This window comes from Gordonia ajococcus (assembly GCF_012974285.1).
In the GTDB taxonomy this organism is placed as follows: domain Bacteria; phylum Actinomycetota; class Actinomycetes; order Mycobacteriales; family Mycobacteriaceae; genus Gordonia; species Gordonia amicalis.
Window position 1 is genome coordinate 331,445 of the sequence record NZ_CP052884.1, and the last position, 20,204, is coordinate 351,648.

Consider the following 20,204-nt stretch of genomic DNA (forward strand, 5'->3'; position numbering starts at 1 on the left):
CTCTACCGCTTGAGCAGATCCGCGTCGTCGACCGACGCCGAGCGGCGCGATCGGAAGATGGTCATGATGATGGCGAGCCCGACGACCACCTCGGCTGCGGCGACCACCATCGTGAAGAAGGCGATCACCTGCCCGTCGAAGGACTGGTTCATCCGAGCGAACGTGACGAAGGCGAGATTGGCGGCGTTGAGCATCAGCTCGATGCACATGAACACGACGATCGCGTTGCGTCGCAGCAGGACCCCGGCAGCGCCGATGGTGAACAGCAGTGCCGAGAGGTAGAGGTAGTTCTCCGGGTTCATGCGCGCCCCCGGGGATTCTGGCCCTCGGGATTCTTCGGACCCTTCGAGTTCTTCTGCCGCAACGTGCGTGCGGCCAGGATGGCGTTCACCGAGAGGTCGGAGGGACTCCCGTCGGGGAGTCGCGCCGGGACGTCGACCGCGTTGTGGCGGGCGTAGACACCGGGACTCGGCAGGGGCGTGAGGTTGACGCCGCTACGGAACCGGGCCTGCGACAGCTCTTTCTGGGTCAGGCGCGGACCGAACCGCTCCCGGTGGGCCAAGACCATCGCGCCGAGGGTGGCGGCGATGAGCAGGGCGCCGGTCAGTTCGAAGGCCCACAGATAACGGACGAAGATCAGTTCGGCGATCGCCTCGATGCCGTAGTTGCTGTCAGTATCAAGTGCGCCGGGCGCGGTCGCGCCGGTGGTGACCGCGATGGTTGCGTTGCCGATCCCCGCGATCAGGAGCACACCGAAGCCGAGTCCGACGAGGGACGCGGCCACGCGCTGCCCTCGCAGGGTCTCTTTGAGTGAGTCCGATGAATCGACGCCGATGAGCATGAGCACGAACAGGAACAGCATCATCACCGCGCCGGTGTAGACGACCACCTGCACGACCCCGAGCAACAGTGCGCCCTGGGCCACGTAGAAGACCGCGAGAACGATCATCGTGGTGGCCAGGAAGATCGCCGAATACACGGCCTTGGTGGCGAACACGACACCCAGTGCGCCGACCACCGCGACGACGCCGAGTACCCAGAACTGCACGGCCTCCGCGGTCGAGGTGCGGACCAGTTCGTCGGCGAGAAGCGTCGTCATCGATCCGGGCGTCATGGCCGCGGCTCCCGTGCACCCTCGCGCACAGTCGGAGTCGGCAACGGGGTCAGCCGGCCGTCGGAGGTGATCTCACCCCGGTAGTAGTTCTCCTCGGTCGATCCCGGTGCCATGGCGTGCGGCGGCGGTTCGACGCCCGGTTGCAGCGGCGCCAGCAGCCGGTCCTTCTCGTAGATGAGGTCGGCGCGGTTGTCGTCGGCGAGTTCGTAGTCGTTGGTCATCGTGAGCGCACGCGTCGGACACGCCTCGATGCAGAGTCCGCAGCCGATACACCGCAGATAGTTGATCTGGTAGACCCGCCCGTATCGCTCACCGGGCGAATACCGCTCGTCTGGTGTGTTGTCGGCCCCCTCGACATAGATGGCGTCGGCCGGACACGCCCAGGCGCACAACTCACACCCGATGCACTTCTCCAGTCCGTCGGGGTGCCGATTGAGTTGGTGCCGACCGTGATAGCGAGGTGCGGTCGGTCGTTTCTCCTCGGGATACTGTTCGGTGATGCTCGGCTGGAACATGCCACCGAAGGTGACGCGTAATCCACTGACGGGCTTGAGGAAATCAGGCATCGGTGGTCTCCCTGCTCGGCGTCTGATCGGCGGGAAGGGGCAGATCGGGATCGGTGCGGACCGGCTGCGATCTCGAGTCCGGTGCGGGCATCGGCGGGATCGGGAACCCGCCGGCCATGGCGTCGAATGCTGCCGGACGTTCGGGTTCGGCGGCCGTCTCCGGCACCTCCGGTACCCGCATCATCCGCCAGATCGCATAGGCGATGAGGCCGGTCACCACGAGACCGGCGCCCGCCGAGATGAGGGCCCGGATGAGTTCGGCGTTGTCGCCGCCGACGAAGGCGCGGATGATCGCCACGACCATCACCCAGGCGAGCGAGATCGGGATGAGCACCTTCCAGCCCAGGTTCATGAACTGGTCGTACCGCAACCGCGGCAGGCTGGTTCGGAGCCAGATGAACACGAACAGGAACGCCCAGACCTTGATGGTGAACCAGAGGACGGGCCACCATCCGGAGTTCGCCCAGTCGAAGGCACTCAGCGGCCACGGGGCCTGCCAGCCGCCCAGGAACATCGTGGTGGCGAGGGCCGAGACCGTCACCATGTTGATGTACTCGGCAAGCATGAACATGGCGAACTTCAGCGACGAGTACTCGGTGTGGAAGCCGCCCACCAGCTCGCCCTCGGCCTCGGGCAGGTCGAACGGGGCGCGGTTGGTCTCGCCGACCATCGAGATCGCGTAGATCACGAAGGACGGGAGCAGCAGCAGGAAGTACCAGTGGTGTTCCTGCGCCGCGACGATCCCGGACGTCGACATCGTCCCGGCGTCGAGGAACACCGCCGCGAACGTGAGTCCCATCGCGATCTCGTAGGAGATCACCTGGGCGGTGGACCGCAGCCCGCCGAGCAGTGGATAGGTGGAGCCCGACGACCAGCCGGCTAGCACGATGCCGTAGACGCCGACCGATGTGACGGCGAGGACATAGAGCACCCCGACGGGCAGATCGGTGAGCTGCAAGGGGGTTTCGTGGCCGAACACCGAGACCATCGGTCCGAACGGGATCACCGCGAACGCCATGACCGCCGGTACGACCGCGATGATCGGTGCGAGGAGGTAGATCACCTTGTCCACGCCGGTCGGGATGATGCCCTCCTTCAGCGCGAGTTTCACGCCGTCGGCCAGGCTCTGGAGAATCCCGCGGGGTCCGACGCGGTTGGGTCCGATCCGGGTTTGCATGCGCGCCATGATCTTGCGTTCGAGCAGGATCGCGACCAGCGGGTTGACGACCAGGAAGGCGAACACGGCGACGGCCTTGACGACGATGAGCCAGATGGGGTCGTGGCCGAAATCGGTGAGGTCGGGGTAGTCGATGGCGAGCGTGAGCGTGTTCATCGGACGCCTCCGGCTGTGTTCATCGGGACGCCTCCGGCGACGTCGGCCGCCGAGGCAGGCGACAAGGCGACGAGATCGCCCGCCTGTGCCCGCAGGTCCGCGTGGACACGCGATCCGGGCGAGTAGAGCGGGACCCAGACCACCCGGTCGGGCATGTCGGCGTATTCGACGGGCAGCGCGATCTCCCCGTCGGCGGTGCTGACCCGGACCCGCCCGCCGACCGCGACACCGGCTTCGGCGGCGGTCCTCGCCGACATGCGCGCGACCGGTGGACGCGCGGTCCCGGCGAGGTGCGGTTCACCGTCCTGCAGACGACCGAGATCGAGCAGCATGTGCCAGGTCGCCAGCACGGCCTGACCGGATTCGGGTGCGCGCAGCGGACGTTCATGAGCGACGACGGGCGAGCGGTCACCCGACCACGCCCCGATCCGGCGCAGGTCCAGGTGGATGGTCTGAGGCCCGTCGCAGCGCAGTTCGACGCCGAGACGCCGGGCCAGGGCGTCCAGGACCCGGTGTTCGGGGATGTGCCCCGACTCGGTGAGCGCGGCGGTGAAGCTGCGCGGCCTGCCTTCCCAGTCGACGAAGGTACCTTCCTTCTCGGCCACCGCCGCGACCGGGAACACCACATCGGCGTGCGGCGTCACCGTCGAAAGTCGCTGTTCGAGACTCACGACGAACGGTGCGGCGGTGAGGGCTTCGTTCGCGGCCGCCGGGTCGGGGAGATCCTCGAGGTCGACACCGGCGACGACCAGTGACAGTCCGTGATACCGGGCCGCGTCGAGGATGCCGGTGGTGTCCCGACCGGGATGCGTCGGGATGCCGGGCCCCCAGACAGCCGACACCGATTCGCGTGCACTGCGGTCCGTGATCGGTCGACCGCCCGGCAGCAGCCCGGCCATGGCGCCGACCTCGAGTGCACCGCGTTCGCCGGCCCGTCGGGGAATCCAGGCGATGCGGGCGCCGGTGCGGTCCGCGAGATCGGCAGCCGCCCGCAACCCACCCGGAGCGGCGGCGAGCCGCTCACCGGCGACGATCACCGATCCGGGCTCGCGGAGATGGTCGGCGACCTCGGCCGAGGTGAGGATCTCCGCCTCGGCACCGGGCTTCGTGGCGAACAGTCGCGCGTCGAGCTTCTGTGCTCCGCGGCTCGCGTACGGCGCCACGGTGGCCACCCGCAGCCGGTCGGTCCGCACCGCCCGGCGCAGCCGGAGGAAGACGATCGGGGATTCCTCCTCGGGTTCGACACCGACGAGGAGTACCGCCGGGGCGGCGGACAGGTCGTCGTAGGTGGTCTCGAGCCCGCGCCCCGCGACCCGGCTCGCGAGGAAGGACGCCTCCTCGGTGCTGTGGACGCGTGCACGGAAGTCGATGTCGTCGGACTTCAGGACCGTGCGGGCGAAACGTGAGTAGGCGTAGGCGTCCTCGACGGTGAGACGTCCGCCGGTCAGGACACCCACGTTTCCGATGGTCGCCGAGAGCCCCTCCGCAGCAACACGGATCGCGTCGGCCCACGACGCCTCCCGAAGTTCGCCGTGCCGGTCGCGGATCAGGGGAGAGGTCAGACGGTCGGCCGCGGTCGCATACGCGAACGCCCATCGCCCCTTGTCGCAGTTCCACTCGGAATTGACCTCGGGGTCGTCGCCGGCGAGGCGGCGGAGCACCTGGCCGCGCCGGTGATCGGTGCGCTGGGCGCATCCGCTCGCACAGTGCTCGCAGACGCTCGGTGTCGAGACCAGGTCGAAAGGCCTTGCACGGAACCGGTACTGCGCACCGGTCAGCGCGCCGACCGGGCAGATCTGCACGGTGTTGCCGGAGAAGTACGAGTCGAACGGTTGGTCCTCGTAGATGCTGACCTGTTGCAGCGCACCGCGATCCGCCAGCTCGATGAGCGGGTCGCCCGCGATCTGTATCGAGAACCGCGTGCACCGGGCGCACAGCACACATCGTTCGCGGTCGAGCAGGACCTCGGACGACAGCGGGACCGGCTTGGTGAACGTGCGCTTGACGCCGTCGAACCGGGACTCGCTGCGGCCGGCCGACATGGCCTGGTTCTGCAGTGGGCACTCGCCGCCCTTGTCGCACACCGGGCAGTCGAGCGGATGGTTGATCAGCAGCAGTTCCATCACGCCCCGCTGGGCATCGGCGGCGATCTGGGAACTGAGCTGCGTCCGGACGACCATCCCGTCGGTGGCCGTTGTCGTGCACGACGCCAGCGGCTTTCGCTGACCCTCGACCTCGACGAGGCACTGGCGGCAGGCGCCGACCGGGTCGAGCAGCGGGTGGTCGCAGAAGCGGGGGATGGTGATGCCGATCTGTTCGGCGGCGCGGATCAGCAAGGTGCCCTTCGGAACCCGGACCTCGTGCCCGTCGATGGTGATCCCGACGAGGTCTGCCCCGGTCGTCGGATCGCTACCGTGTGTGAGGGTCATCGGACACCTCCCGTCGGGTTGCCACCCGGCGAGTCGAAGACGGTCGACAGCGAGTGGTCGAATGGACAACCGTGGTCGAGATGAGCGAGGTACTCCTCACGGAAGTACTTCAGCGAGGACACGATCGGGCTGCCCGCGCCGTCGCCGAGCGCGCAGAACGACTTTCCGACGACGCTGTTGGTGACGTCGGCGAGGGTGTCGAGATCGGCGGTGGTGCCGCCCTCGTGCTCGAGCCGGTGAAGTAGTTGCACCAGCCAGTACGTGCCCTCGCGGCACGGTGTGCACTTTCCGCACGACTCGTGCGCGTAGAACTCGGTCCAGCGCAGGACCGCGCCGACGACACATGTCGTCTCGTCGAAGATCTGAAGAGCCTTGGTGCCCAGCATGGAGCCCGCGGCACCGACTCCCTCGTAGTCGAGGGGGACGTCGAGGTGCTCCGGCGTGAGGAGCGGCGTCGACGACCCGCCCGGGGTCCAGAACTTGAGTTCGTGTCCGGCGCGTACGCCGCCGGCGCGTTCGAGGAGCTGCCGCAGGGTGATACCGAGCGGTGCCTCGTACTGGCCCGGATGCGTGACATGGCCGGACAGCGAGTACAGGGTGAAACCGGGGGACTTCTCGGTACCCATCGAGCGGAACCAGTCGACGCCGTTACGCATGATGGACGGCACGCTCGCAATGGATTCCACGTTGTTGACCACGGTCGGACTGGCGTACAGACCGGCGACCGCCGGGAACGGCGGGCGCAGGCGTGGTTGGCCGCGACGGCCTTCGAGCGAGTCGAGGAGAGCCGTCTCCTCACCGCAGATGTAGGCGCCGGCGCCGGCGTGCACGACGAGCTCCAGGTCGAAGCCCGATCCCAGGATGTCGGTGCCGAGATAGCCGGCGGCGTATGCCTCGTCGACCGCGGTGCGAAGCCGCCGCAGAACCGAGGCGACCTCCCCGCGGACGTAGATGAACGCATGATGCGCGCGGATGGCATACGCCGCGATGATCACCCCCTCGATCAGGGTGTGCGGCGTCGCGAGCATGAGCGGCATGTCCTTGCAGGTGCCGGGTTCGGATTCGTCGGCGTTGACCACGAGGTAGTGCGGAATCGACGGTTCGGCGTCGGGAGATTCTTCTTGGGGGATGAACGACCACTTCATCCCGACCGGGAATCCGGCACCCCCGCGTCCCCGGAGGCCGGAGGCCTTGACCATCTCGATGACGTCGGCGGGCGGGGTGTCGAGCGCGGTACGCAGGCCGCGGTAGCCGTTGTGGCGCAGATGATTCGCCAGGGACCAGGACTCGGGCTCGTCCCAGTGGCGGGACAGGACCGGGGTTTCCGGCGGATCGGGTTCGGGTGGTTCGGGGGTTTCGACGCGGCTCCTCGCTGCGCTCGGTGCCGGCTCAACCGGCGGGGGTGGCTTCGTTGCGCTCGGTGCCGGCTCAACCGGCGGGGGTGGCGTTGCGGGCCCGGCGCCGGCGAGCTCGAGTTCGGTCTGGCGGAACGAGCGCACCCTCCCGGTGCCGCGGGCGGGTTCGACGCCGACACCGGCACGGAGGTCCTCGACGAGTTCGATCGTCGACTCCGGTGTCTGGTTGTCGAAGAACTCCCAGTTCACCATCACCACGGGCGCGAAGTCGCAGGCGGCGTTGCATTCGACGTGTTCGACCGTGATGCGGGCGTCCGAGGTGGTGTCCCCGGGCTGGACACCGAGGTGGTCGCAGACCGCGCGGAGGATCTCGTCGCCGCCGAGGGTGGCGCACAACGTGTTGGTGCACACGCCGACGAGGTATTCGCCGGTCGGCGAACGGCGGTACATCGAGTAGAAGGTCGCGACCGAGGCCACCTGTGCCGCAGTCAGATCGAGCTGACCCGCACAGAATTCGATCCCCGCCCGGGTGATGTGACCGTCCTCGGACTGCACCAGGTGGAGCAGGGGCAGAAGCGCCGACCGCGCCTGCGGGTAGCGCGCGATGATCGGCGCCGCCTGCTCGGCGAGGCGTTCGGCGACCTCGGTCGGGTATGCCGACGGGCCATCGAAGGTGATGGTCGGCGCCGGGGTGCACTGTGCGGGCGCGCCGTCTTCGGTCGGCGGGGAGGTGGACAGGTCCACGAATACGGGATCGGTCATCGGTCCACGCCTCCCATCACCGGGTCGATACTGGCCACCGCGGTGATCACGTCGGCGACCATGCCGCCTTCGCACATCGCCGCCACCGCTTGCAGATTCGTGAACGACGGATCGCGGAAGTGGACGCGATAGGGTCGGGTGCCGCCATCGCTGACCAGGTGGACACCGAGTTCACCGCGGGGGGACTCGACCGCGATGTAGCACTGCCCGGCCGGCACCCGCATACCCTCGGTGACCAACTTGAAGTGATGGATCAGCGCCTCCATCGAGGTACCCATGATCCGGGCGATGTGCTCGGGTGAGTTGCCGAGACCGTCGGGGCCGAGCGCGAGATCCGCCGGCCAGGCCAACTTCCGGTCGGCGACCATCACCGGGCCGGGACGGAGCCGCTCGAGACACTGCTCGACGATGCGGATCGACTCGCGCATCTCCTTGACGCGGATGAGATAGCGTCCGTACGAGTCACACGTGTCGGCGGTGATGACGTCGAAGTCGTAGGTCTCGTAGCCGCAGTACGGCTGCGACCTTCGCAGATCGTGTGGATAGCCGGTCGACCGCAAGACCGGTCCGGTGATGCCGAGCGCCATGCAGCCGGTCAGATCCAGGTATCCGACGTTCTGCGTCCGTGCCTTCCAGATGTAGTTGTCGTTCAGCAGATCTCCGAGCTCGTCCAGGCGTCCCGGAAGTTCTGCGAGGACCTTGGCGACCTGTTCGGGTCCATCATGCGGCAGGTCCTGGGCCACCCCGCCGGGGCGGATGTAGGCATGGTTCATGCGCAGACCGGTGATGAGTTCGAAGAGGTCTAGGATCAGTTCGCGCTCCCGGAACCCGAGGAACATGGCGGTGACGGCGCCGAGTTCCATACCCCCGGTCGCCAGTGCCACGAGGTGGCTGCTGATTCGGTTCAATTCCATCAGCATGACGCGGATGACGGTGGCACGCTCCGGGATGTCGTCGGTGATCCCGAGGAGCTTCTCGACGCCGAGGCAGTATGCGGTCTCGTTGAAGAACGGCGACAAGTAGTCCATCCGGGTGACGAACGTGACGCCCTGCATCCAGTTCCGGTACTCGAGATTCTTCTCGATCCCGGTGTGCAGGTACCCGATTCCGCAGCGTGCCTCGGTGACCGTCTCGCCCTCGATCTCCAGGATGAGGCGCAGGACGCCGTGCGTCGACGGGTGCTGGGGTCCCATGTTGACGACGATGCGTTCGTCGCCGGGTTGCTGTTCGGCGCGAGTGCGGACGTCGGAGACGATGGAATCCCAGTCCTGCCCCGAGACGGTGTAGGTGCGCGGCGGTGTCTCCCCGCGTGCGGAGGAGGATCGGGGTTTCGACGATCCGGTGGCTGTGTCGGGCATCAGCTGTACGACCTCCTCCGGTCTGGTGGGTCGACGCGGGTTCCCTTGTACTCGATGGGTACTCCGCCGAGCGGGTAGTCCTTGCGCTGTGGATGTCCCTCCCAGTCATCGGGCATCTCGATGCGCGTCAGCGATCGGTGGCCGTCGAAGACGATGCCGAAGAAGTCGTAGGTCTCGCGTTCGTGCCAGTCGTTGGTGGGGTAGATGTCGCAGAGGCTCGGGATGTGTGGATCGGCGTCGGGCGCCGACACCTCGAGACGCACGCGGCGGTTGTGGGTCAGCGAGGCCAGGGGATAGACGGCGTGCAGTTCACGGTCGGTGTCACCGGGGTAGTGGACTCCGTTGACCCCCAGGCACAGCTCGAACCGCAGCCCGGGTGCGTTGCGGAGGGTGAGTGCGACCGAGGGCAGATGTTCCCGCGCGACGTGGACGGTCATCTCGTCGCGGAAGACGACCACCTTCTCGACGGCGGCGTCGTAGGTGTCGCCGAGTTCGGCTGCCAGGACGTCGGCGATCTCGTCGAAGTAGCTGCCGTAGGGGCGAGTCGAACCGGGCGGCAGGGTGATCGGATCGATCAGTCCTCCGTATCCGGAGGTGTCGCCCGTGCCGGGTGCGCCGAACAGTCCATGGCGGACGCCGATGACCTCGGGGTCGGGTGGCTTGAGGTCTCGGGGATGGGGGTCGGGCATGCCGAGTTCGGTCATCGCAGCAACCCCTTCATCTCGATGGTCGGAGTCGACTGCAACGCAGCACGTTCCGCGGCCCAGATGGCCTCCTCGCGGTTCACCCCGAGCGGCATCTCCTGGATCTTCTCGTGCAGCTTGAGGATTGCGTTCAGCAGCATCTCGGGACGGGGCGGACAACCGGGGAGGTAGATGTCCACGGGTACGACGTGGTCGACACCCTGGACGATCGCGTAGTTGTTGAACATCCCGCCGGACGATGCACAGACCCCCATCGCCAGAACCCATTTCGGTTCGACCATCTGGTCGTAGATCTGCCGGAGGACCGGCGCCATCTTCTGACTCACGCGACCGGCGACGATCATCAGGTCCGCCTGCCGCGGCGATGCGCGGAAGGCCTCCATGCCGAACCGTGCGAGGTCGTACCGGCCCGACGTGGTGGACATCATCTCGATTGCGCAGCAGGCGAGCCCGAAGGTGGCCGGCCACAGCGACCCCTTGCGCATGAAGCCGGCGAGATCCTCGACGGTGCTCAGCAGGAAACCGCTGGGGAGTCGTTCCTCGAGTCCCATGACTGACCTCCTTGCAGACGCTTGACCGGGTGAAAAGTCCTCAGTCCCAGCTCAGTCCGCCGCGGCGCCATTCATAGGCGTAGGCGACCGAGACGTTGACGATGAACAAGAGCATGGCCGCGAGGCCGAACCAGCCGAAGGAGTCGAAGGCGACGGCCCAGGGGTAGAGGAAGACGATCTCGATGTCGAAGATGATGAACAGCATCGCGGTGAGGTAGTACTTGACCGGCACTCGCTGGATCGGGCCGGTGAAGGTGGGGCCGGCGCCTCCGCGACGGGAGGCGGGAGTCAGGAGACTCTGTCCCACCGGTTCGATGCCGCACTCGTACGCCTCGAGTTTGGCGCGGTTGTACCGTTTCGGACCGATCGCGACGCCGATGAAGACGCTGAAAACGGCAAACGCCACGCCGATTGCCCCGAGGATCATGATCGGGACGTAGGCGTTCAAAGCGTGGACTCCTCCTCGCTCCGGTCGGCCGGAAACACCTGGTGGGCGGCTCCGGCTCGGCGATTGTCCTGCCCGTGTCAGGGGTTCGGTCGGAACCTCCGGACGCGGTTGTGAGCTACACCACAAGCCTAGGTGTTCGTCCCGCGGGAGTCACCTGTTTCAGACGTTTCGGCGTTTCTCGACCATCTGGACGAAGGCCTGTGGAAGCCCCAGAGGGTCGACCGGAAGTGGCGCGACGGCATCGGCCCGCGACCATTCGGCGAGCCAGCGGTCGTCGGCGCGGCCGAGCAGCACCAGGACGGGAGGGCTCGGGTCGAGTTCGTCCTTCATCTGCTTGGCGATCCCCATCCCGCCTGCCGGGGAAGCCTCGCCGTCGGCGATCACCGCGTCGACCACGCCGGCGTCGAGCTGGGCGAACACCATTGGAGCCGTGGCGACTTCGATGAAGCTGAGTTCGGGGATGCTCTGGGACGGCCGGGTGCCGAGTGCACCGATGACCTGGGCCCGGGTCTCGCAATCGTCGGAATAGACCAGCACGCGCAGCGACCGGGCAGCCTGGGTGGGGGTCACGCGTGCGATGCTACCGCCGTTCGACGCCGGGTTCGGGTGACTTGGCCCGCGCGTCGGCCGTCGGTGCCGTGCGGGCGGGGGTCCGGAACGGCCGGAGGGGCAGCTCAGTGTTCGGTCGAGAACCCGACGCGCCGCCGGTGGACCTCGAGCGCGAAGGTGACGAGCTGGTCGATGAGGTCGGGGTAGGACACTCCGGTGGCCTCCCACAGCTTCGGGTACATCGAGCCGGGCGTGAACCCCGGGATGGTGTTGACCTCGTTGAGCAGCCACCCTCGCCCGGCTGCCTCGTAGAAGAAGTCCACCCGCGCCATGCCGGTGCATCGCATCGCCGTGAACGTCCGGGCGGCGAGCTCCCTGACCTCGGCGATCGCGTCGTCCGGCAGTACCGCGGGGATGACGAGCCGGGCGGCGCCGGTGACGTACTTGTCCTCGTAGTCGTAGAACTCGCTGCCGGGTTCGATCTCACCGGGCACCGAGGTCTCGGGGGCCGTGTCGCCGAGGACGGCGACCTCGATCTCGCGACCGGTGATGTTCTCCTCGATGATCACCACGTCGTCGTAGCGAAGGGCCAGGTTGATGGCGGAGTCCAACTCGCGCTCGTCGTGCGCCTTGGTGATGCCGACCGACGACCCGAGGTTCGCAGGCTTCACGAACACCGGGAGTCCGAGCTCGTCGACGGCCCGCGAGACGATGGTGTCCGGGTCGTCGACGCCGTCGCGGAACTCGACCCAGCGGCACTGCGGGATGCCGGCCTGCGCAGCGACGATCTTCGCCATCGCCTTGTCCATGCACAGCGCAGACGAGAGCACCCCGGCGCCGACGTACGGCAGCTTGAACAGCTCGAGCATCCCCTGGATGGTGCCGTCCTCGCCGTGCGGACCATGCAGCAGCGGCAGCACGACGGTGATCGCCTCGTCGGCGTGGCCGCGGAGTTCGGCCAGCGGCTCGACGACGGTGCCCGCCACCTCCAGGACGTCGGGGAGCTCGGTGCCGTCGGCGATCGCGGCGATCGCCTTGTCGTTCCGCAGCCAGGTGCCGTCCTTGGCGATGCCGATGGGGACCAGGTCGTATTTCGCCCGGTCGGCGGCGGCGAGCACGTGCGCGGCCGTGACCCGTGACACATCGTGTTCGGCGGAGACCCCGCCGTAGAGGACGACCAGACGCAGGAGCCGCGAAGACATGCATGTCACGATACGGCCCCGGGCCACCGAGTTCTCGGGGTGGAGTGGCCGGTTGTGGATTTCGACACGGCTCCTCGCTCCGCTCGGTGCCGGCTCAACCGGCGGAGGTACGCGCCTGCTCCGCTCGGTGCCGGCTCAACCGGCGGAGGTACGCGCCTGCTCCGCTCGGTGCCGGCTCAACCGGCGGAGGTACGCGCCTGCTCCGCTCGGTGCCGGCTCAACCGGCGGAGGTACGCGCCTGCTCCGCTCGGTGCCGGCTCAACCCCTCTGCCGGCCGAGCCGCGACGACCGAGCGCAGCGAGGACGCCGCGTGTCGAGGTCAGCACCGAGGCGGCTCGGGGAATCGGACACCGCCCGTCGGCTAGCGTGAGGTCGTGCATTTCTTGGCGAGTGAGATCGCGGCTTCGGTCGGTGGCGAGTTGATCGGTGCCGACGTGCAGATCGACGGGGCGAGCATCGACTCGCGCAGCGTCCGGCCGGGGCAGCTGTTCGTGCCGATCGTCGCCGAACGCGACGGCCACGACTTCATCCCGGCGGCCCTCGAAAGCGGCGCGGCGGCCTACTTCACCTCGCAGGACGAGGCCACCCGCGGCACCGCCATCAGGGTCCCGGACACCGCGCTCGCGCTCGCCGACCTCGGTCGCGCGGTCCGCCGCCGCATTCCCGACCGCGTCGTCGGGATCACCGGGTCGGTCGGCAAGACCTCGACCAAGGACCTCCTCGCCGGCGTGCTGCAGACCACCTATCGGACCGCGGCGAGTGAGAAATCCTTCAACAACGAGCTGGGACTCCCGCTGACGCTCGCCGGCGCCGCCGACGACGTCGAGGCCGTCGTCCTCGAGATGGGTGCCCGCGGGATCGGCCACATCGACCTGCTGTGCTCCATCGCGAGGCCGACCGTCGGCGTCATCACCCGCGTGGAAGGCGTGCATCTGGAACTCTTCGGGGACATCGAGTCGGTGGCCCGCGCGAAGGGGGAGCTGGTCGAGTCCCTTCCGGCCGACGGGATCGCCGTTCTGAACGCCGACCACCGTTATGTGGCGGCGATGGCGGACCGCACCTCGGCCCGGGTGTTGCGGTACGGCCTGTCGCCCGATGCCGACGTATACGCCTCGGACATCGTCGTCGACGACGAGCTGCGGGCATCCTTCCGTCTGCACACGCCGTGGGGTTCCACCGACGTGCGACTGGGGGCGCGGGGTGAGCACCAGGTTCCCAATGCGCTCGCGGCGGCCGCCGCCGGGGGCGGCCTCGGAGTGGCGATCGAGGACATCGCGAGTGGTCTGTCGGCAGCTGGATTGTCCGGTCTGCGAATGGAACTCGCCAGGACCTCGGACGGCGCGACGGTGCTGAACGACGCCTACAACGCGAACCCGACGTCGATGTCGGCGGCGCTGAAGTCGCTCGCCGCGCTACCGGCGGGACGACGCGTCGCGGTCCTCGGCACGATGGCCGAACTCGGTGCGGATTCGCCCGGGCAGCACCTCGCGATCGCGCTGGAGGCACGCGAGCTCGGCATCGAGGTCATCGCGGTCGACGAACCGAACTACGGCGACACCGCGCGCCACACCTCCGGCGTCGACGAGGCGGTTGCCGCGCTCGGCGACCTCGCCGGGGGAGATGCGGTGCTGGTCAAGGGGAGTCGCGTCGCCGCTCTGGAGCGGGTGGCCCAAGCACTGCTGCGCTGAGAGCCGCCTCAGCCGTCGCTCACACGTGGTCCCAGGATCCCGACGCCTCGTTCTCGGCGGCGGCACGGGCGCGATACTCGCTCGGGCCGAGCCCGAGTTCGGCTCGGAAGCGGTTGCGCATAGTGGGACTCGACGGGAAGCCGGAGATCCGCGCCACCTCGGAAACCGCCAAGTCGGGACGTGTTCGGAGGAGCTCGCAGGCGGTCTTCAGCCTACGGTCGGCGATGCGCGCGGCCAGCGAGTCCTCGGTGTCCTCGTAGTGCCGGTACAGCTGACGACGGCTGATGTGCAGGTAGCGGGCGATCGTGTTCGGCGTGAACGACGGGTCGCGGTGATGACGCTCGATGAGGTCGGAGACCGCTTCCCGCACGAAGAGCGCGTTGTCGGTGATCTGCCGATTGTCGTAGTCGAGCTGTCCGAGCGCAGCGCGTACCAGTTCGATGGCGGCCATCTCGGTGTCCGGATCTGGCTCGGAGACGCCGACCGCGGTGTCCGACGCGAACTGCAGGATGAACGACGCGGTGGCGCGTGCCAACAGTGTGTGAGAGGCCACCGGCCGGCGTGCTCGTTCGGCGATACGGCGCTGGTTCCCCAGGAGTTCGAGCGGGATCACCAGCCCGGCCGGGTCATTGATCTCGAAGGTCCGCTCGAGATACGGCGACGCGTTGCTGACGAAGGCCAGTTGACCAGGCCCGTACGCGAAGTCGCGCGACCCCTGCCGGATGATGTGCCGGCCCTCCAGGGTGTGCACCCCGATCACGAGGTCCTCGGAGGGCTGCTCGTCGATGAGGCGCGGGTTCCGAGAAACCTGCAGCGGGGTGTGGAGGCTGCAGAATGTGCCGATCATCGACAGCTGACGAACGTACATCAGCGAGTCGAAGGAGTCGGGGTCGTCGGTGTGCACCTCGACGTGCTGCCCGTAGTGGCGCATACCCTCGGGGCCGCTGAGCCGGATCGGTTCGGGTTGGATGATGCTGCGGTGGATGCCGACTCGGCGCTCCCACGTTTCGATCATCTGCGGCGGCAGTGGAGGAGGCGAGCCGTTGTCGCGGAACAACTCGGTCATCGCCGGCTCCCCGGTGCGGGATCGCCCTGGCCGGGACGGGGCGATCGCCGGTGTGTGTGCGTCCGGGTCATACCGACCCACCCGAAGTGCTGCGGTCCCACGCCGGCAGGACCAGCAAGGACGTCAGGAAGAAGCAGATCGCACCGATGAACGTCCCGACATTCGCCAGGATTGCGTCGACGGTCACGCCGGCCTCGGAGATGTAGGAGCCGACGGCCGCTACCCTGAACGCGATGCAGCCCAGGAGATTGATCTGGACCGACCACCAGGAACGAGCTCCGGGATCGAAGAAGCGGTGTGCATGCCGGTATCCGCGGACCGCGAGGAAGCCGCTGAGGAGGAAGGCGATGGACCCGCCCGCATCGGGCGCCCAGACCAGATCGCGTTGTGACACAACGGCGTGTGCGGTCAAGGCGGCGGTGGTGCTCACGTTGAACAGTACCGTGCCGAGCGATTGGGTTGCCGCCGAGAGCCAGTCGGCCCGCACCATGACGCCGTTTCCGTAGTCGACGCGCGTGGTCACGGGGCCGCTCAGCAAGAGCTGCATGAGGCCTGCGGCGGTGAAGAACCAGGCACCGACGAAGTAGCAGACGTTGACGGTCGCCGCCCCTGCCCAGGAGCCGAAACCGGGTGCGGAGCCCAGCGCGAACAACGCCGAACCGATCATGAAGCCCCAGCACTGTTTGTTCAGTGTCGGGATGAAGATCTCGCTGCGCCTGGGGGATGACGCGGCAATGCTCATTTTCTACCTGTCTGTGTATGCGACGATGCGTCCCCGGCCTGGAAGGGGATGCCAGGCCGGGGACAGGAGATCCGAATCGCCGAGGGGCTCGGCGATCAGTGGTGGAAGTGCGACCGATCGCCCTCGACAGGCATCGGGCCCTCGAGACGATCGAGGAACTCGACCTCGGTCTGGATGTCCGCGATCAGGGCGCGGGCGAGGTCGTGGCTGAGGCCGGCACGGACCACGATGCGCTGGACGGTCAGGTCGGCGAGATCGTCGGCCATCGGGTAGGCGGGGACCAGCCAACCCTTCATGCGCAGGCGATCCGACAGGTCGTACAGGTTCCAGTTGTCGGTGTGACCGGACTTCAGGCGCCACGCGAACACCGGGATGGTGTCACCTTTGCTGACGAGTTCGAAGGCGTCGATCTCGGCGATCTGCGACGACAGCCACTGCGCGACGTCGAGCGAACCCTGCTGCACCTGGCGGTAGCCCTCACGGCCGAGACGCAGGAACTGGTAGTACTGCAGCAGCACCTGGGCGCCGGGACGAGAGAAGTTCAGCGCCAGGGTGGGCATGTCGCCACCGAGGTAGCTGCAGTGGAAGACCATGCTCTCCGGCAGTGCCTCGGTGTCGCGCCACACGATCCAGCCGACGCCGGGATAGACGAGACCGAACTTGTGGCCGGAGGTGTTGATCGAGACGACGCGCTCGACGCGGAAGTCCCACTCGAGGTCGGGCTGGCAGAACGGTGCGATCATCGCACCCGACGCGCCGTCGACGTGGATCTTCACGTCCAGGCCGGTGTCGGCCTGGATCTGGTCGAGCTTGGCGGCGATCTGCTTCACCGGCTCGTACATGCCGGTGTAGGTCTGACCCATGATCGCGACGACACCGATGGTGTTCTCGTCGACGTACTTCTCGAGCTCGTGGCCGTCGAGGACCATGTGCTCCGGGCTGATCGGCACCCAGCGCGGCTCGACCTCGAAGTAGTTGCAGAACTTCTCCCAGCACACCTGGACAGCGGTGGAGAGCACCAGGTTCGGCTTCTCGATCGACTTGCCCTCGGCCTTGCGGCGGGCCTGCCAGTGGCGCTTGAGAGCCAGGCCGCCGAGCATGCAGGCCTCCGACGAACCGATGGTCGAGGTGCCGATGGCCTGGTCGACGTCCGGGTTGTGCCACAGGTCGGCGAGGATCTTCCAGCAGCGGTCCTCGATGGCCGCCGTCTGCGGGTACTCGTCCTTGTCGATCATGTTCTTGTCGACGGTCTCGGAGTACAGCTTCTTCGCCTCGCCGTCCATCCAGGTCGAGACGAAGGTCGCGAGGTTCAGGCGGGCGTTGCCGTCGAGCATCGCCTCGTCGTGGACGATCTGGTAGGCGGTCTCCGGCAGCAGCATGTCGTCGGCCAGTGAGAACTTCGGCAGATCGGTGGCCTCACCCGGGCGGGTGAAGACGGTACGCAGATTGAGGTTGTCGCCGATGTTCGTGTTCGTGCGGGCATGTGAAGTCGATTTGCGTGTCATGTATTCCTCCTGGTGTTCAGATGCTAAGGCGCTCAATACCGGAAATGGGGCGGTTGAAGCGATCTACTCGAGGTAGACGACAGTCACGGGGGCTTGCCTGTCACGACCTCCCTAGACTTCCACCGGCGGATACAGACGGTCCATCGTGTACTGGCGGTTTCGGCGGGCGGCCCACGACGAGATGAGCAGGCAGGCCACCGTGATACCGCTGAGGACGCCGATGGCGAGCCACAATCGGTAGTCGATGCCGCCGACCGTGAGTTGTCGGAGGCCCTCCACGGTGTAGGTCATCGGGTCCACGTAGTGGATGTACTGGAACGGTGTGGCCGTGGTCGGCACAGGGTAGATACCGCCCGCGGAGACCAGCTGGATCATCAGGAATGCCAGTGTCACAACACGTCCGACTGCCACGTCGAACACGGCGTTGAACATCTGGATCATCGCCATGAAGGTGGCGACGACGAGCAACAGGTACAAGAATATGGATATCGGGTACTCGGCTCGCAGTCCGACGGCGAAGGTGACCACCGAGTACAGGATGGTCGCCTGGATGAAGCCGATGGCGAACGCGGGTGCGTACGAGGCCAATACGACGCGCAGAGACGAGAAGCCCTGCACGATCGGGCGGGACTGCAAGGGCGTCAACAACATCCACGTGATGATGCCGCCGACGAACAATGCCAGGGACATGAAGAAGGGGGCGAAACCCGTTCCGAAGGTCGGTGCCTCGTGTGTGTAGTCCTCCTGCAACTCGACGGGCTGCGCCAGCGTCGAGGCGATCTCCTTCTTCTGCTCGCTGCTCCAGGACGGGATGGCCTTGACGCCCTCGTCCAGACCCGATGCCAGTTCGGCCGAGCCCGCGGCCAACTGCTCGGTGCCGGCGGCGAGTTGGTCGGCGCCCGCGCTCAGCTCACCGAGACCGGTGCTGAGTTCGGCGGAACCGCTCTTCAATTCGTCGGCGGCGCCGCGTGCGGCGATGATGTCGTTGCGCAAGCCGCCGTCCTCGACCAGGGTGAGACCGAGTCGGAGGGGGCTGTTCGGGTTGCCGAGCTGCTGAGAGAGCAGAGTGGCATCGCTGTTCAGCTGGGTGAGCTGGTTGTTCGCATCCGGTCCGAGACCGTTGGTGCGCAGGAACTGCCGCGCCGGGTTGAGGGCTTCGGCGAGACCACGCATCGCAGGGTCCGAGGAGGCGCCGAGCCGGGCGATGACCGACTCCAGTCCCTTGCTGGCCTGCGATTGCTGATTCGCCGCGGTGGTGAGTTCGTTCGACGCGGCTCCGGCGTTGCGGGCCAGGCGATCTGCGGCCGCGTTCACCTCCGCGGCGGTGAGGCCGGTCTGATCTCCGTTGCCGATCGCCGCGAGCAGCGGGTCGGTCGCGCGGAGCAGTGCGGAGTCGAGTTCGCCGAGACCGCCGGCGAGTTCGGCGGCGCCGTTCTTCGCGGTCACCAGGTTGGTGGCGATCTCCTGAGCACCCGTGTTGGCGGTCTTCAGGCCGGCGGCCAGTTCGTTCGCGCCGTCCGCCGCGGTGGTCAGCTTGCCCGCGACGGTTCCCACGTCGTTGAGGACGATGTCGAAGGTCTGGGCCCCGACCTGTGCACTGACCTTGTTGACGACCTGCTGCGCGGCGTCCTGGCCGATGATCGTCGCCAGGTAGTTGTTGGCGTCGTTGTAGGTGAACACCAGCGGCGCCGAGCGCGGCTTGTCGCTCGTGGGTGACGCGATCGCCGAACTGAAGTCGGCGGGCAGGGTGATCGAGAAGTAGTACTTGCCGTGCGCGACACCGTCGGCCGCCTCGGCAGCGGACACCTCGTGCAGATCGAGCTGCTTGGACTCGATCAGCCCCGCGGCGACCTGGGCGCCGGCGTCGAGCTTCTGTCCCTCGACGACCGCGCCGGTGTCCTCGTTCACGAGGGCGACCGGGATCTTGTCGGCGGCGGCGAACGGATTCCAGAACGCCCACAGGTACATCGCGCCGTACAGGAGCGGCATGAGCATGATGACCACGAGCGCCAGCCGGGGCATCCGTCCCCGGTAGTAGCGCTTGATGTCGCTGCCCGGCGAGAATGCGGCAAACATGTTCTCTACGTCCGATCTTCGTGCTCGAGGCCGACGAACTGGCCATCTGTGAGGTTGTGGACACCGATGACGTCACGGACACCGCCGGCCGGGGACACGGCGTTGATGTCGGCGGTGATCACGGTCTGGGTGCGGCCCAGGTCCACGAGACGGTCCATCAGGTGAAGCTGGTTCTGGCTTCGCGTCAGGTTGTCCACCCCGCCGACGACCAGCAGCGGCGGACGTCGCAGGTTGCCCACCGCGATACGGAAGAGGGCAGCGGTCAGTTCGGGGAGTTCTTCGACGAACGACTCCATCGCCGGCAGGGGGTACGGGCCGAAGACGGGTCGGCAGATGCGCTCGAGGTCTTCCTCGAGCGCGGGCGTGACCCACTTGTACCAAGGTGCCGACCACCGGATCTGCTCGGTGATGACGTCGCTGACGCGAATGGTCTGTTCGATGTCGTCGACCTCGTCGATCCATGCCACGGCAGCGTTCTTGAACAGATGGTGGGCGTCGTTCGAGCGGTCGAAGGCGACCAACTCGCCTTTCGTCGGGCGCATGCGACCCGCCAGCGTGAGCAACAGTGCGGTTCGGCCGCGGCCCTCCGGCCCGGCGAGGACGGTGACTCCGCCGGTGCGGACCCGGAGGTCGACCGGACCGCAGATGTGGCCCCAGGAAGCATCCACGGAGAGTTCGCGGGCTTCGATCAGGGTTGCGTCCGAGGGGGTGCCGCCAGGCTCCGGGGCGTCACGCATCGCTGCCGCCCGATCCGAA

Annotated in this window: 18 protein-coding genes; 1 reads left to right on the plus strand and 17 read right to left on the minus strand. The window is 67.3% G+C overall.

Features of this window, described 5'->3' with window-relative positions:
* Window positions 1–2: 2 nt before the first annotated feature.
* The 12 genes from nuoK to GAA2_RS01455 all read right to left on the minus strand — a co-directional run bounded on the left by nuoK (window position 3) and on the right by GAA2_RS01455 (window position 12,371).
* Window positions 3–302 carry an NADH-quinone oxidoreductase subunit NuoK gene (nuoK, locus tag GAA2_RS01400; RefSeq protein ID WP_005200546.1) on the minus strand — a complete coding sequence of 100 codons (300 nt, stop codon included), beginning with the start codon at window positions 300–302 and terminating at the stop codon, window positions 3–5.
* Window positions 299–1,114: an NADH-quinone oxidoreductase subunit J gene (locus GAA2_RS01405; RefSeq protein WP_006435197.1), complete on the minus strand. Its 816-nt coding sequence runs from the start codon at window positions 1,112–1,114 to the stop codon at window positions 299–301. The genes nuoK and GAA2_RS01405 overlap by 4 nt, the downstream gene beginning before the upstream one ends.
* On the minus strand, window positions 1,111–1,680 hold the full coding sequence (gene nuoI / locus GAA2_RS01410; RefSeq protein WP_006435196.1) for an NADH-quinone oxidoreductase subunit NuoI: 570 nt from the start codon (window positions 1,678–1,680) through the stop codon (window positions 1,111–1,113). The genes GAA2_RS01405 and nuoI overlap by 4 nt, the downstream gene beginning before the upstream one ends.
* Window positions 1,673–3,013: an NADH-quinone oxidoreductase subunit NuoH gene (nuoH, locus tag GAA2_RS01415; protein WP_006435195.1), complete on the minus strand. Its 1,341-nt coding sequence runs from the start codon at window positions 3,011–3,013 to the stop codon at window positions 1,673–1,675. The genes nuoI and nuoH overlap by 8 nt, the downstream gene beginning before the upstream one ends.
* A complete protein-coding gene (locus GAA2_RS01420) occupies window positions 3,010–5,442 on the minus strand; it encodes an NADH-quinone oxidoreductase subunit G (protein ID WP_191834670.1) in 2,433 nt (810 codons plus the stop codon). The genes nuoH and GAA2_RS01420 overlap by 4 nt, the downstream gene beginning before the upstream one ends.
* On the minus strand, window positions 5,439–7,559 hold the full coding sequence (nuoF, locus tag GAA2_RS01425) for an NADH-quinone oxidoreductase subunit NuoF (protein ID WP_191834671.1): 2,121 nt from the start codon (window positions 7,557–7,559) through the stop codon (window positions 5,439–5,441). Before nuoF ends, GAA2_RS01420 begins: the two co-directional genes overlap by 4 nt.
* On the minus strand, window positions 7,556–8,917 hold the full coding sequence (gene nuoD / locus GAA2_RS01430) for an NADH dehydrogenase (quinone) subunit D (RefSeq protein ID WP_006435192.1): 1,362 nt from the start codon (window positions 8,915–8,917) through the stop codon (window positions 7,556–7,558). Before nuoD ends, nuoF begins: the two co-directional genes overlap by 4 nt.
* Window positions 8,917–9,621, minus strand: a complete 705-nt coding sequence (locus tag GAA2_RS01435) for an NADH-quinone oxidoreductase subunit C (protein WP_024498748.1) — start codon at window positions 9,619–9,621, stop codon at window positions 8,917–8,919. The genes nuoD and GAA2_RS01435 overlap by 1 nt, the downstream gene beginning before the upstream one ends.
* Window positions 9,618–10,172, minus strand: coding sequence for a NuoB/complex I 20 kDa subunit family protein (locus GAA2_RS01440; protein WP_006358935.1), 555 nt, complete (start codon window positions 10,170–10,172; stop codon window positions 9,618–9,620). The genes GAA2_RS01435 and GAA2_RS01440 overlap by 4 nt, the downstream gene beginning before the upstream one ends.
* A 40-nt stretch (window positions 10,173–10,212) precedes the next feature.
* Window positions 10,213–10,620 carry an NADH-quinone oxidoreductase subunit A gene (locus GAA2_RS01445; RefSeq protein ID WP_006435190.1) on the minus strand — a complete coding sequence of 136 codons (408 nt, stop codon included), beginning with the start codon at window positions 10,618–10,620 and terminating at the stop codon, window positions 10,213–10,215.
* A 159-nt stretch (window positions 10,621–10,779) separates the two neighbouring features.
* Complete coding sequence (locus GAA2_RS01450) at window positions 10,780–11,190, minus strand: hypothetical protein (protein ID WP_006435189.1); 411 nt, start codon at window positions 11,188–11,190, stop codon at window positions 10,780–10,782.
* Between the two features lie 104 nt (window positions 11,191–11,294).
* Window positions 11,295–12,371: a D-alanine--D-alanine ligase family protein gene (locus GAA2_RS01455; protein ID WP_006435188.1), complete on the minus strand. Its 1,077-nt coding sequence runs from the start codon at window positions 12,369–12,371 to the stop codon at window positions 11,295–11,297.
* A gap of 374 nt (window positions 12,372–12,745) precedes the next feature.
* Here GAA2_RS01455 and GAA2_RS01460 point away from each other — a divergent pair, with 374 nt between their 5' ends.
* On the plus strand, window positions 12,746–14,059 hold the full coding sequence (locus tag GAA2_RS01460; RefSeq protein ID WP_159405443.1) for a UDP-N-acetylmuramoyl-tripeptide--D-alanyl-D-alanine ligase: 1,314 nt from the start codon (window positions 12,746–12,748) through the stop codon (window positions 14,057–14,059).
* 19 nt (window positions 14,060–14,078) lie between these two features.
* Here the strand turns inward: GAA2_RS01460 and GAA2_RS01465 are convergent, their stop codons facing one another.
* The 5 genes from GAA2_RS01465 to GAA2_RS01485 all read right to left on the minus strand — a co-directional run bounded on the left by GAA2_RS01465 (window position 14,079) and on the right by GAA2_RS01485 (window position 20,185).
* Window positions 14,079–15,125, minus strand: coding sequence for a helix-turn-helix domain-containing protein (locus GAA2_RS01465; protein WP_159405442.1), 1,047 nt, complete (start codon window positions 15,123–15,125; stop codon window positions 14,079–14,081).
* Window positions 15,126–15,192: 67 nt separating this feature from the next.
* Window positions 15,193–15,867, minus strand: a complete 675-nt coding sequence (locus GAA2_RS01470; protein ID WP_006435185.1) for a hypothetical protein — start codon at window positions 15,865–15,867, stop codon at window positions 15,193–15,195.
* 95 nt (window positions 15,868–15,962) lie between these two features.
* Window positions 15,963–17,372 (minus strand): glutamate decarboxylase, encoded by a 1,410-nt coding sequence (locus tag GAA2_RS01475; protein WP_006435184.1) that lies wholly within the window; start codon window positions 17,370–17,372, stop codon window positions 15,963–15,965.
* Between the two features lie 111 nt (window positions 17,373–17,483).
* Window positions 17,484–19,448 carry a YhgE/Pip domain-containing protein gene (locus tag GAA2_RS01480; protein WP_159405441.1) on the minus strand — a complete coding sequence of 655 codons (1,965 nt, stop codon included), beginning with the start codon at window positions 19,446–19,448 and terminating at the stop codon, window positions 17,484–17,486.
* Window positions 19,449–19,453: 5 nt separating this feature from the next.
* Complete coding sequence (locus GAA2_RS01485) at window positions 19,454–20,185, minus strand: ATP-binding cassette domain-containing protein (RefSeq protein ID WP_006435182.1); 732 nt, start codon at window positions 20,183–20,185, stop codon at window positions 19,454–19,456.
* Between the last annotated feature and the right edge of the window lie 19 nt (window positions 20,186–20,204).

Bases quoted from the DNA above. Each gene is read 5' to 3' on its own strand.
- nuoK (WP_005200546.1), bottom strand. From the start codon at position 302: ATGAACCCGGAGAACTACCTCTACCTCTCGGCACTGCTGTTCACCATC.
- GAA2_RS01405 (WP_006435197.1), bottom strand. From the start codon at position 1,114: ATGACGCCCGGATCGATGACGACGCTTCTCGCCGACGAACTGGTCCGC.
- nuoI (WP_006435196.1), bottom strand. From the start codon at position 1,680: ATGCCTGATTTCCTCAAGCCCGTCAGTGGATTACGCGTCACCTTCGGT.
- nuoH (WP_006435195.1), bottom strand. From the start codon at position 3,013: ATGAACACGCTCACGCTCGCCATCGACTACCCCGACCTCACCGATTTC.
- GAA2_RS01420 (WP_191834670.1), bottom strand. From the start codon at position 5,442: ATGACCCTCACACACGGTAGCGATCCGACGACCGGGGCAGACCTCGTC.
- nuoF (WP_191834671.1), bottom strand. From the start codon at position 7,559: ATGACCGATCCCGTATTCGTGGACCTGTCCACCTCCCCGCCGACCGAA.
- nuoD (WP_006435192.1), bottom strand. From the start codon at position 8,917: ATGCCCGACACAGCCACCGGATCGTCGAAACCCCGATCCTCCTCCGCA.
- GAA2_RS01435 (WP_024498748.1), bottom strand. From the start codon at position 9,621: ATGACCGAACTCGGCATGCCCGACCCCCATCCCCGAGACCTCAAGCCA.
- GAA2_RS01440 (WP_006358935.1), bottom strand. From the start codon at position 10,172: ATGGGACTCGAGGAACGACTCCCCAGCGGTTTCCTGCTGAGCACCGTC.
- GAA2_RS01455 (WP_006435188.1), bottom strand. From the start codon at position 12,371: ATGTCTTCGCGGCTCCTGCGTCTGGTCGTCCTCTACGGCGGGGTCTCC.
- GAA2_RS01465 (WP_159405442.1), bottom strand. From the start codon at position 15,125: ATGACCGAGTTGTTCCGCGACAACGGCTCGCCTCCTCCACTGCCGCCG.
- GAA2_RS01470 (WP_006435185.1), bottom strand. From the start codon at position 15,867: ATGAGCATTGCCGCGTCATCCCCCAGGCGCAGCGAGATCTTCATCCCG.
- GAA2_RS01475 (WP_006435184.1), bottom strand. From the start codon at position 17,372: ATGACACGCAAATCGACTTCACATGCCCGCACGAACACGAACATCGGC.
- GAA2_RS01480 (WP_159405441.1), bottom strand. From the start codon at position 19,448: ATGTTTGCCGCATTCTCGCCGGGCAGCGACATCAAGCGCTACTACCGG.
- GAA2_RS01485 (WP_006435182.1), bottom strand. From the start codon at position 20,185: ATGCGTGACGCCCCGGAGCCTGGCGGCACCCCCTCGGACGCAACCCTG.